This window comes from Nocardia harenae NBRC 108248 (assembly GCF_001612885.1).
In the GTDB taxonomy this organism is placed as follows: Bacteria; Actinomycetota; Actinomycetes; order Mycobacteriales; family Mycobacteriaceae; genus Nocardia; species Nocardia harenae.
Genome location: NZ_BDBH01000002.1, coordinates 386,149 through 397,324 on the forward strand (window position 1 = coordinate 386,149; position 11,176 = coordinate 397,324).

Consider the following 11,176-nt stretch of genomic DNA (forward strand, 5'->3'; position numbering starts at 1 on the left):
TCCGCTCGCCTCCGTGGGCCGGTGGTCGGGGGGTTGGTCGGCGCGCTCGCCGTCGCGGCGCACGGTGCCGCCGGTGGCGGGGTTCCCGGCGGTGCGGATTTCGCGCTGCTGCAAGCGGTTTCAATCCTGACCGGGGCCGTCGCGGTGCTGGTTCGGCGGCCGGGGCGGTTCGCCGACGCGGCCGGGCTGCTCGCGGTGCTCGCCGGCGGGCAGTACGCGACGCACCTGCTGCTGGCGTCGCATCTCGGTCCGGCTACGAGCGGCCACATCGGTGCTGCCGCCCACGGTGACCTCGGCGTCGCCGCGGAAAGCCACTTCGGTGCCGCTGACGGCGGCGATATCGGCTCGATCTCCGATATCGGGGCCGACGCCGGTGCGGCGGCACAGCTGCTCGGCCTGTCCGGCGGGGCGGCCGCGATGGCGGGCGCGCACGTGCTCGTGACCCTGCTCGTCGCGCTGGCGATTCCGGCGGCGGAGCGGTTCGCGGCGCTCGCCGCCACCACACTGCGGGCCATGCTCGGCCCGCCGCGCCCGCGGCCTCCGCGCGTTGTGCTCGCCGGGTTCCCCGGCGCCCCCCTGCTCCGCGCGGCCGGACCGCTCGGTGCGATCGGCCCGCGGGCCCCGCCGGTCGGGCGCTGATCCCGCCACCGACACTCGCACCGACCGAAAGCGATCCCCCATGCACTCGACGATCACCCGTGCCTCCGTCACGGCCGCGACCGCCGCCACCCTGATCCTCGCCGCCTGCGGCAGCGCCGCCGCGCACGTCACCGTTGACGCGCCGGGCGCCGCCCAGGGCGGCTACTCCGTCGCCACCTTCCGGGTGCCGACCGAATCCGATACCGCGAGCACCACCGCGCTCACCGTCACCATCCCGAATGTGCGCAGCGTGCGCACCGAGCCGCTGCCCGGCTGGTCCGCCAGGGTGGACAAGAACCCGGCGGGCGAGGTCACCGCCGTCACCTGGACCGCCGACCCAGGCAACCCCGGTGTCGGCCCCGGCCAGTTCCAGCGCTTCGTCGTCTCCATCGGCCCGCTGCCGAAGGAGCACGAGGTGAGCTTCCCGGCGGCGCAGAGCTACAGCGACGGCAGCGTGGTGCGCTGGGACCAGCCCGCCGAAGCGGACGGCTCGGAGCCGGAGCGCCCCGCCCCGAGCCTGCACCTCGCCGAGGCGTCGTCCGATGGCCACTCGCACGGCACCGAGAGCACCGAGGCCGCCGCCTCGGACGGCACCGACGAGACCGCCCGCTGGCTCGGCGGCATCGGCCTCGCGCTCGGTCTCTTCGCGGTGGCGCTCGGGCTCGGCTCGGTGCTGCGCGGGCGCCGGTCGTGAGGCCGCTGCGCGCGCTGGCCGTCGCCGCGCTGGCCGGGCTGCTCGTCACCGTCGGCGCGGGCACCGCGGCCGCGCACTCGATCGTGGTCGGCAGCGTGCCCGCCGACGGCTCGTCGGTGGCGGTCGGCCCGGAGCGGGTCAGCGTGACCTTCAACGAGCCGCTGCAGCCGAGCTTCCCGGCGCTCACCGTGGTCGGCCCGGACAACCACTTCTGGCAGCAGGGCGACCCGGTGGTCGATGGCGCGACGGTGAGCGTCCCGGTCGGCGAGCTCGGCCCGGCGGGCACCTACACGATCGCCTTCCGGGTCACCTCCGCCGACGGGCACGCGGTGAACGGCAAGCGCACCTTCACCCTCACCGCGGCGGGCGGCGGCACGCCGGGCGCGGAGGTGTCGGCGGACGGGGAGGGGTCGGGCGGCATCCCGGTCTGGATCTTCGTCGCGGGCGGCGTCGTGATCTTCGCCGGCGGCCTCGCGGTGGCGCTGGCCGGCGGCAGGGGCCGCGGAAAACGCGCGTGACCCCGCCCTCCACCGCACGACGCCGCGCGCTCTGGCTGCTCCCGGTGGCCGGGCTGCTCGGGGTCGGGGTGGCGTGGCTGCTCGGCCGCGCCACCCCGGCCGAGGCGCCGTTCCGGATGCTCGCCGACGGCCTCGGGGCCACCGTGCTCGGGCTGGCGGCGCTGCCCCGGATCGGCGAGCGGCTGCGGCCGCCGTGGCGGCTGCTCGCGGCGGTCGCAGGCGGCTGGTGCGCGGCCGAGTTCGCGGTGCTCGTCATCGAGGCGGCGGAGGTGGTCGACATTCCGGTCCGCGAACTCGGGACGGGGGCCTTCGGCGCCTTCGTCCGGGATACCAGCGGCGGGCAGGTCGGGGTGGCGGTGCTGGCAGCCACCGCGCTCATCGCGGTCTACGGCGCGGTCGCCTACCGGGCCGGGGACGGCTCGCCCGACCTGGTGCTGGTCTTCGCCGCGGTGGCGCTGGTGCTGCGGCCGATCACCGGGCACATGTCGCAGCAGGCCTTCGGCTCGGTGCTGGCCGCCGCGCACGCGCTGGCCGCCGGGCTCTGGTTCGGGCTGCTGGTCGCGCTCGCGCTGGTGCTGCGCGGCCGCGGCGAGTGGGCCGCCGCACTGCCCCGCTACTCCGCGCTGGCCGGACCGCTGATCGCGGTGGTCGCGCTGACCGGGGTGCTGAACGGGCTGATCCGGCTGGGCGGGGTGAGCGCGCTACTCGACTCCGGGTACGGCCGGATCATGCTGGCCAAGACGGCCGTGCTGCTGGCGCTGACCGGGCTCGGCTGGTGGTGGCGGCGCAGCTGGGTGCCGCGCGCCGCAGGCCACCGGGTGCGCGCCGAGGAGTCGCTGCGCCGGGCCGTCACCGAGGTGCTGATCATGGCGCTCGCCTTCGGCCTCGCCGCCACCCTCGCCGTCACCGCCTGACCGGAATCAGCCGATGACAGTGGCGACCGCGCAGCACGGCCTCGACCCCGCGCTCGCCGACACCGACGTGCGAGCACGGGCACCGAGCGCGCCGAGTACGAGCGCAGACACGGCCGGGGAGGCGCCGATCACACCGGGTGACCGGGCACAATCGAGGCCGTGACCGATACTTCCAACCTCGACTCCGTGGCAACCGCCGACCTGGCCGACGAGATCGGCCCCGAGATCCGCAGCTGCGATACCCAGTTCACGCAGTTCGGGGGGAGGGCCGCGTTCTCCGGGCGGATCGTCACCATTCGCTGCTTCCAGGACAACCTGCTCGTCAAGCAGACGCTGAGCGAGCCGGGTGCGGGCCGGGTACTGGTGGTGGACGGCGGCGCCGGCGTGCACACCGCCCTGGTCGGCGACATCATCGCCGGGCGCGGCGTGGACAACGGCTGGGCCGGCGTGATCGTGAACGGCGCGGTGCGCGACTCCGCGATCCTGCGCACCCTCGACATCGGGGTCAAGGCGCTCGGCACCAACCCGCGCAAGAGCACCCAGACCGGGTCGGGAGAGAAGGACGTGCCGGTGGAGTTCGGCGGCGTCACCTTCGTGCCCGGCGAGATGCTCTACAGCGACCACGACGGCGTCGTGGTGCGCGCCGAGGACTAGCCGCCGGTCACCCTGGCCTGCCGCCCGGCGAGGGCGACGGTGTCGCCCGGCTGCAACTGCCTGCCGCGCCGGGTCTCGACCTCGTCGTTCACCCGGACCAGCCCCGCCGCGATCACCGTCTTCGCCTCGGCGCCGGACTCGATGAGGTCGGCGAGCTTGAGGAATTGGCCGAGTTTGATGGCCTCGTCCTGAATCGGGACGTCGACTGTATCCGCCATGCCCCTATGCATACTCCCCCGTTGGACCTGGTCCGGCACCGGGCCGGGCGGGTGCGTCCGGCGTCCCGATTCAGTTACCATCCGGCGAACGGTCGGACACGCGGCGCGCGAAAGGCTCGGCATTCCGCCCGATCGGCACGCACACTGGTCTGCGTGACTTCCACGCAGGCCCCGCCGCACGCCGATACCGAGCTACCACCGGATCGGCCGACACCGCCGGTTCCGCACCGCGGTCACGGCAGGCTGCGCGAGGTTCCGCACATCGCCGCCACCGTGCTCGGCGTCTTCGCCGTGCTGATCTTCCTGTGGAGTCTCTCGCCCACGCTGCGCTGGCTCACCGCCACCCCGCGCCGGTACATCGACGACTACTACTTCGACGCGCCCGACACCAACCTCATGTGGGCGCTGCTGGTCGGGCTGCTCGCCGGGGCGTTGGCCAGCCGCAAGCGCATTGCCTGGTGGTTGCTGGTCGGCTACCTGACGCTGTACACGGTGCTCAATGTCGTCACCTTCACCACCAGGGGCGAGGTGGCCGCGCTGGTCGCCATGGTGCTGCACCTCGCGGTGATCGGCGTGCTGCTGGCCTCGTGGGGCGAGTTCTACACCCGGGTCCGGCGCGGCGCGGGCTGGAAGGCGCTCGGCGTGCTCGTCGGCGGGCTGACGCTGGGCTTCCTCGTGGGATGGGGGCTGCTCGAGCTCTTCCCCGGTTCGCTGCCCGGTGGCTGGCAGCGCCCCGGCTGGTCGCTGTACCGGGTCACCGCGGCGGTGCTCGCGGACAACGAGCACTTCGACGGCCACCCGCACCCCTTCGTGAACTTCCTGCTCGGGCTCTTCGGCGCGCTCGCGCTGCTCGCCGCCGTGCTGGTGCTGCTGCGCTCGCAGCGCGCCGCCAATGCCATGACCGGGGTGGACGAATCCGCCATCCGCGGGCTGCTCGCGCACTCCGATGTGGAGGATTCGCTCGGCTACTTCGCCACCCGCCGGGACAAGGCCGTGGTCTTCGCGCCGAACGGCAAGGCCGCCATCACCTACCGGGTCGAGCTCGGCACCTGCCTGGCCAGCGGCGATCCCATCGGCAGGCGGGAATCCTGGCCGCAGGCGATCGACGAGTGGCTGCGGCTGGCCGACCGCTTCGGCTGGGCGCCCGCGGTGATGGGCGCCAGCGAACCGGGAGCCACCGCCTACCGCAGGGCCGGGCTGGCCGCGCTGCGCCTCGGCGACGAGGCGATCCTGGACACCCGCTCCTTCTCGCTGGCCGGGCCGGAGCTCAAGCAGGTGCGGCAGGCCGCGAACCGGCTGCGCAAGCAGGGCGTCACGGTGCGCATCCGGCGGCACGGCGACATCCCGGCGCAGGATTTCGAGAGCATCACCGCGCGCGCCGACGCCTGGCGCGACACCGCCGAGGAGCGCGGCTTCTCCATGGCGCTCGGCCGGCTCGGCGACCCCCAGGACGCCGACTGCCTGCTGGTGGAGGCGGTGAATCCGCAGGAGCGGGTGCTCGGCATGCTCTCCCTGGTGCCGTGGGGCCGCACCGGTGCCTCACTGGAGCTCATGCGCCGCGACCCCGGGGCGCCGAACGGCGTGATGGAGCTGATGGTCTCGCAGCTCGCGCTGAACTCCGAGCAGTACGGCATCACCCGGGTCTCGCTGAACTTCGCGGTGTTCCGCTCGGTCTTCGAGGAGGGCGGCCGGATCGGGGCGGGGCCGGTGCTGCGGATGTGGCGCGGCGTGCTGCTCTTCTTCTCCCGCTGGTGGCAGCTGGAGGCGCTGTACCGGTCCAACGTCAAGTACCAGCCCACCTGGGTGCCGCGCTTCTTCCTCTTCGAGGAGCGCAGGCAGCTGCCGCGGGTGGCGCTGGCCAGCGCGCTCGCCGAAGGCTTCCTGCCCCGCTTCGGCGCGGAGAGCGACACCGCCGTGCACACCGGGCTGCACAGCGCCGCGCCCGCGAGCCTGTCCGGCCTGCACGCCGACGGCAGCGCCCCGGACTGGCCGGAGGACGAGGCCGAGGAGATCCGCTCGCGCCGCCCGGAGCAGGTCCGGGTGCGGCTGGAGAAGCTCGGCAAGCTCACCGAGCAGGGCATCGAGGCGTACCCGGTCGCCTACCCCCCGACGCACACCATCGCGGCCGCGCGCCGCACCCCGCGCGGGACCACGGTCCGGGTCTGCGGCCGGTTGCTGCGGATTCGTGACTACGGCGGCGTGATCTTCGCGCTGCTGCGCGACTGGTCCGGTGATATCCAGCTGCTCATCGACCGCGACCGGGTCGGGGCCGAGCGCAGCGCGGAGTTCACCGAGTACTTCGACCTCGGCGACCTGATCGAGGTGAGCGGCCAGCTCGGGGTGAGCCGCCGGGAGGAGCTCTCGCTGCTCGCCGCCGACTGGCGGATGCTCGGCAAGTGCCTGCACCCGCTGCCGGACAAGTGGAAGGGGCTCGCCGACCCCGAGGCCAAGGTGCGCCAGCGCTACGTGGACATGGCGATCAACGCCGACACCCGCGAGGTCATGGCCAAGCGCAGCGCGGTGCTGCACTCGCTCCGCGACTCGCTGCACGGCGCCGGCTTCCTCGAGGTGGAGACGCCGATCCTGCAGCAGGTGCACGGCGGCGCCAACGCCACCCCGTTCCGCACCCACATCAATGCCTACGACCTCGACCTCTACCTGCGCATCGCGCCGGAGCTGTACCTCAAGCGGCTCTGCGTCGGCGGCATGGAGAAGGTCTTCGAGCTGGGCCGGACCTTCCGCAACGAGGGCGTCGACTTCAGCCACAACCCCGAGTTCACCATCCTGGAGGCGTACGAGGCGCACAGCGACTACCAGCGCATGATGCACCTGTGCCGTCACCTCATCCAGGAGGCGGCGGTGGCCGCGAACGGCGCGGAGGTGGCGCTGCGCCCCACCGACGGCGGCGGCTACTCCGAGGTCGACATCTCCGGCGAGTGGACCGTGAAGACGGTGCACGGCGCGGTCTCCGAGGCGCTCGACGCCGACGTCACCCCCGGCACCGGGGTGACCAGGCTGCGCGAGCTCTGCGACGCCGCCGACATCCCGTTCCAGCACAACTGGGACGCCGGGCAGATCGTGCTGGAGATGTACGAGCACCTGGTCGAGGCACGCACCGAGCGGCCGACCTTCTACTGCGACTTCCCCACCTCGGTCTCGCCGCTCACCCGGTCGCACCGCAGCATCGCCGGGGTCGCCGAGCGCTGGGATCTGGTGGCGTGGGGCGTCGAGCTCGGCACCGCCTACAGCGAGCTCACCGACCCGATCGACCAGCGGCAGCGGCTCACCGAGCAGTCGCTGCTCGCCGCCAACGGCGACCCGGAGGCCATGGAGCTGGACGAAGACTTCCTGCAGGCGCTGGAGCATGCCATGCCGCCCACCGGCGGGCTCGGCATGGGCGTCGACCGGATCGTCATGCTGATCACCGGGCGCAGTATCCGGGAGACGCTGCCCTTCCCGCTGGTGAAGCCGCGCTGATCGCCTCCCGCCCCGAACCGTGGGCGGCGGGTTGGTCCTCGCACCGAGCGGAATATTCCGCGGCGTGTAAACACCACCGGTTCGACCCGCGATCTTGATGCAGACCACCGGCCCGGAACCGCCCCGCGCGCCCGAACCCGGCGGTTAGCCTAGAAATTCCGGCTCCGGGAGGAAGCCGCACCCGCCGACGAGGGGAACACCATGTATCTCGACCTGCTCACCCAGGCTCCGCTGCTCGACCCGCAGGTCTGGGCCAGCCCGGACGTGCTGTCCACGGTCATCGACTACGAGGCGGCCAAGAAGAAGAAGAAGTCACGCGGTGGCGGCGGCCTGATCTTCGGCGGCATCTGCTGCCTGCTGATCGTCGTGCTCATCGTGGTCGGCATCTACCTGCTCACCAAGCGCAAGAAGCAGCAGTAGCGCCGGATACGGTGGACGGGTGCAGCTCATCTTCGTCCGCCATGCCCAGCCGGTCCGCATCGAGGGCACCGACACGCCCGCCGACCCGGAGCTGGCCCCGCTCGGGGTCGAGCAGGCGGCGCGGGTGCCCGGGGCGCTGCGGCACCACCACCGGATCACCCGGGTCGTGAGCAGCCCGCAGCGGCGCGCCGTGGCGACGGCGGCGCCCGCGGCGGCCGCGCTCGGCCTGGAGGTGGAGGTCTTCGACGACCTCGCCGAGTACGACCGCGACCTACCCACCTACATCCCGATCGAGGACGCCAAGACCGAGTTCCGCGCCGCCTACGAGCGGATCAAGGCCGGATACCTGCCGGAGCAGATCGACGGCCCCGCCTTCGCGGCCCGGGTCGCGGCGGTCGTCACCGACCTGGTGAAGGCCACCGACCCCGCCGATACCGTGCTCGCCTTCGCGCACGGCGGTGTGGTGAACGTGACGCTGCAGGACGTGCTCGATCTCGAGCGCCCGCTCACTTTCCCGATCGACTACTGCTCGATCACCCGAATCCTGTACTCGCGCAACGGCGATCGCCGGGTCGCGACGGTGAACGAGAACGCGCACGTCTGGGATCTGCTGCCGCGCAACCTGGCGCCCTGACTCCGCACAGCGGACCGCCGGCCTCGTCGCATTATCGGTACCCCCTGGCCGACGCGCTGCTCGCCCGTCGGCCAGCTCGCCGGCACCGCCCTCGGCCGCCGCGCCCGCCGATACCGTCCGGCTCGGCGCTTCGAGCTGACGACGAAGGCCACCACCCGGATCGGGCGGTGGCCTTCGTCGTGGTTACGGAGCCGTCAGGCCATGTCGGCGATCCAGTCGTGCATCCAGCGGACCGCGCTCTTGCCGCCCTCCACCCGGTAGCTGCCGTACAGGGTGTGCGACTGCGAGCGGTAGAACCGCTCCAGGTCCTTCACCCGCTGCTCGTTGGCCGACTCGGTGAGCTGGCCCTGCAGCGTCGGCACCCCGCCGTGCGCCATCAGGTCGTTGATGATGGAGCCGGCTTCCTGCTGGTAGCGGCCCAGGTTCGCGACATCGGCCTCGGAGCTCATCGCGAGGAAGCCCGCGAAGCGGGTGATGAAGTCGTCGGTGGCGGTGGCGCAGTACAGGTCGTCCACCGCGCAGATGGTGCGGGTGCGGTCGCTCAGCCAGCCGAAGCCGCCCACCCGGGGCCCGCCCGCGCCCGCGCCCGCGGCCACCGGCCCCACCTGCACGTCGGTCGGCGAGCGGCGCGGGTCGGAGATCAGCCCGACGCCTGCGATGCGCTCCGGCGGCACGACGCCGAGCCCGGTGCCGATATCGGCGGCCAGGTCACCCGCGGCGTCCGCGCCCTGGCTGTAGCCGACCAGCGCGATCCGGGTGGCCCCGCAGGCCCGCGCCATATCGCCGATCAGCCCGCGGGCATTGTTCACGGCCTCCTTCTTGGAGTTGCCGTAGACCTCGCCCTCCCACGGGAACGCGGTGGCGGCGTAGGTGACGTAGTCGACCTTCGCCGAGCGCGGCAGGTTGTTGGTGACCCCGGCCAGCATGCCGGGCCCGGGCTCCTTGTCCTTGCCGGTCTCCCAGGTGCCCGGGATCGCGACCACGTAGAGGCTCGGGCAGCCGGGATCCGCCACCGCGGACCCGGTACCGCCGAGCACCATGCCGGAAACGAGTGCCGCGGACGCGCCAAGTGCCGCGACGACCTTCTTCAACTGCATTCCGCTCCAGTCCAAAACCGTTGCCCCCGCAGGAGCGAGCCCGACAAGTTGCCGCCTCGATGCTGTCCTCGATGCGTTTCACGCCTGTGCACGGCGGGTGAACAGTTGCCACCCCGGGGCCATCACCGCCGGACCCCATCCCAGGATCACCGGCACACCGCCGACCACAATAGAGGTACCGCCATGGTCGTGCCATCCGAACCCCGGACTAGTCCGATTCCCTCGATGCCCGCCATCCGCCGGTCCGGCGAGCGCGGGATCCCCGTCGGGCAACGGAGCCCTAGGCTGCACGCCTCCATGTAACACCGATCGCCGGGTCACGGAGAACGCGAAGGGCGCCTGTGGACTCCGTTGTCCACAGGCGCCCGCCTTCCCCTACCAGGGGAAAATCGAGGTCAGCGCTGGGCGACCATGGTGGGGGTGATGGGCGCGGGCAGCGCGGTCTCACCCTCCAGGTAGCGGTCCACCGCGGCGGCCGCCGCGCGGCCCTCGGCGATGGCCCAGACGATGAGCGACTGGCCGCGGCCCATGTCGCCTGCGACGAAGACGCCGGGGACGTTGGTGGCCCAGCCCTTGTCGCGCTGGACATTTCCGCGCTGGTCGTAGCCGACGCCGAGGTCGGTGAGGAGCCCACCCTTGTCCGGGCCGACGAAGCCCATGGCGAGCAGCACCAGGTCGGCCTCGAGCGTGAACTCGGTGCCCTCGACCTTCTCGAAGCGGCCGTTGACCATCGTCACCTCGTGCGCCTGCAACCCGGTGACCCGGCCGTCGCTGCCGACGAAGCGCTCGGTGTTGACCGAGAAGACGCGCTCGCCACCCTCCTCGTGCGCCGAGGAGACCCGGTACATGAGCGGGTAGGTGGGCCACGGGGTGGAGCCGGCGCGCTCCTCCGGCGGGCGCGGCATGATCTCGAACTGGTGCACCGACTCGCAGCCCTGCCGGTGCGAGGTGCCGAGGCAGTCCGCGCCGGTGTCGCCGCCGCCGATGATGACGACCTTCTTGCCCTTGGCGTGGATCGGCGGCAGGCCGTCGGCGTCGGTGACGTCGTCGCCGAGCTGCACTCGGTTGGCCCAGGGCAGGAACTCCATGGCCTGGTGGATGCCGTTCAGCTCGCGGCCGGGGATCGGCAGGTCGCGGGCGGTGGTGGCGCCGCCGGCCAGCACCACCGCGTCGTACCGCTCGCGCAGCTCGTCGGCGGTGATGTCGACGCCGACGTTCACGCCGGCCCGGAAGATGGTGCCCTCGGCCTCCATCTGCGCCATCCGGCGGTCGATGAAGCGCTTCTCCATCTTGAATTCCGGGATGCCGTAGCGGAGCAGCCCGCCGATGCGGTCGGCGCGCTCGAACACCGTGACGGTGTGGCCTGCGCGGGTCAGCTGCTGTGCGGCGGCGAGCCCGGCGGGGCCGGAGCCGACGACGGCGATCTTCTTGCCGGTGAGCCGGGTCGGGTAGACCGGGGCCACCCAGCCCTCGTCGAAGGCATTCTCGATGATCTCGACCTCGACCTGCTTGATGGTCACCGGGTCCTGGTTGATCCCGAGCACGCAGGAGGCCTCGCACGGCGCCGGGCACAGCCGCCCGGTGAACTCCGGGAAGTTGTTGGTGGCGTGCAGGCGGTCGATGGCGTCGCGCCAGTTGTCCCGGTAGACGAGGTCGTTCCAGTCCGGGATCAGGTTCCCGAGCGGACAGCCGTTGTGACAGAACGGGATACCGCAATCCATACAGCGGCTGGCCTGGGTGCGGAGGGTGTCGTGGGAGAACTTCTCCTCGTACACCTCCTTCCAGTCCATGAGCCGGAGCGGGACCGGGCGCCGCTTGGGCAGCTCCCGCGCGGTGTGCTTCAGAAAACCCTGGGGGTCAGCCACGAGCGGCCTCCTTACCTTCGCCTCTCACGGCGGGCCAACAGTCTTG

The 11,176-nt window shown here is 72.4% G+C and carries 11 protein-coding genes; 8 read left to right on the plus strand and 3 right to left on the minus strand.

Going from position 1 to position 11,176, the window contains the following annotated elements; translation table 11 throughout:
* Positions 1 to 21 precede the first annotated feature (21 nt).
* The 5 genes from NH2_RS04695 (at position 22) to rraA (ending at position 3,419) form a co-directional block, all read left to right on the plus strand.
* Positions 22 to 639 carry a hypothetical protein gene (locus NH2_RS04695; protein WP_157103599.1) on the plus strand — a complete coding sequence of 206 codons (618 nt, stop codon included), beginning with the start codon at positions 22 to 24 and terminating at the stop codon, positions 637 to 639.
* Between the two features lie 40 nt (positions 640 to 679).
* Entirely contained in the window at positions 680 to 1,333 is a 654-nt protein-coding gene (locus tag NH2_RS04700; RefSeq protein ID WP_067648615.1) for a YcnI family copper-binding membrane protein, read from the plus strand.
* A 5-nt stretch (positions 1,334 to 1,338) separates the two neighbouring features.
* Entirely contained in the window at positions 1,339 to 1,851 is a 513-nt protein-coding gene (locus NH2_RS04705; RefSeq protein ID WP_067649347.1) for a copper resistance CopC family protein, read from the plus strand.
* Positions 1,848 to 2,765, plus strand: coding sequence for a CopD family protein (locus tag NH2_RS04710; RefSeq protein WP_067648618.1), 918 nt, complete (start codon positions 1,848 to 1,850; stop codon positions 2,763 to 2,765). The genes NH2_RS04705 and NH2_RS04710 overlap by 4 nt, the downstream gene beginning before the upstream one ends.
* Positions 2,766 to 2,924: 159 nt before the next feature.
* Positions 2,925 to 3,419 (plus strand): ribonuclease E activity regulator RraA, encoded by a 495-nt coding sequence (rraA, locus tag NH2_RS04715; RefSeq protein ID WP_067648620.1) that lies wholly within the window; start codon positions 2,925 to 2,927, stop codon positions 3,417 to 3,419.
* Here the strand turns inward: rraA and NH2_RS04720 are convergent.
* Complete coding sequence (locus tag NH2_RS04720; RefSeq protein ID WP_067648623.1) at positions 3,416 to 3,637, minus strand: RNA-binding S4 domain-containing protein; 222 nt, start codon at positions 3,635 to 3,637, stop codon at positions 3,416 to 3,418. The genes rraA and NH2_RS04720 overlap by 4 nt on opposite strands.
* Before the next feature lie 153 nt (positions 3,638 to 3,790).
* Between NH2_RS04720 and lysX the strand changes: the two genes are divergently transcribed.
* The 3 genes from lysX (at position 3,791) to NH2_RS04735 (ending at position 8,168) form a co-directional block, all read left to right on the plus strand.
* The gene (gene lysX / locus NH2_RS04725) at positions 3,791 to 7,114 is read left to right on the plus strand and encodes a bifunctional lysylphosphatidylglycerol synthetase/lysine--tRNA ligase LysX (protein ID WP_067648626.1); all 3,324 of its coding nucleotides are present in this window, start codon (positions 3,791 to 3,793) and stop codon (positions 7,112 to 7,114) included.
* 201 nt (positions 7,115 to 7,315) lie between these two features.
* Entirely contained in the window at positions 7,316 to 7,534 is a 219-nt protein-coding gene (locus NH2_RS04730; protein ID WP_067648628.1) for a hypothetical protein, read from the plus strand.
* A gap of 19 nt (positions 7,535 to 7,553) precedes the next feature.
* A complete protein-coding gene (locus NH2_RS04735) occupies positions 7,554 to 8,168 on the plus strand; it encodes a histidine phosphatase family protein (RefSeq protein WP_067648631.1) in 615 nt (204 codons plus the stop codon).
* Between the two features lie 194 nt (positions 8,169 to 8,362).
* On the opposite strand, the gene NH2_RS04740 is transcribed toward NH2_RS04735, so the two are convergent.
* Both NH2_RS04740 and NH2_RS04745 read right to left on the minus strand, forming a co-directional pair.
* A complete protein-coding gene (locus tag NH2_RS04740) occupies positions 8,363 to 9,265 on the minus strand; it encodes a cutinase family protein (protein WP_084505217.1) in 903 nt (300 codons plus the stop codon).
* A gap of 395 nt (positions 9,266 to 9,660) precedes the next feature.
* The gene (locus tag NH2_RS04745) at positions 9,661 to 11,130 is read right to left on the minus strand and encodes a glutamate synthase subunit beta (protein WP_067648634.1); all 1,470 of its coding nucleotides are present in this window, start codon (positions 11,128 to 11,130) and stop codon (positions 9,661 to 9,663) included.
* Between the last annotated feature and the right edge of the window lie 46 nt (positions 11,131 to 11,176).

Excerpts from the sequence above, each read along its gene's own strand:
- NH2_RS04700 (WP_067648615.1), top strand. The coding sequence starts at position 680 with ATGCACTCGACGATCACCCGTGCCTCCGTCACGGCCGCGACCGCCGCC.
- NH2_RS04720 (WP_067648623.1), bottom strand. The coding sequence starts at position 3,637 with ATGGCGGATACAGTCGACGTCCCGATTCAGGACGAGGCCATCAAACTC.
- NH2_RS04730 (WP_067648628.1), top strand. The coding sequence starts at position 7,316 with ATGTATCTCGACCTGCTCACCCAGGCTCCGCTGCTCGACCCGCAGGTC.
- NH2_RS04740 (WP_084505217.1), bottom strand. The coding sequence starts at position 9,265 with ATGCAGTTGAAGAAGGTCGTCGCGGCACTTGGCGCGTCCGCGGCACTC.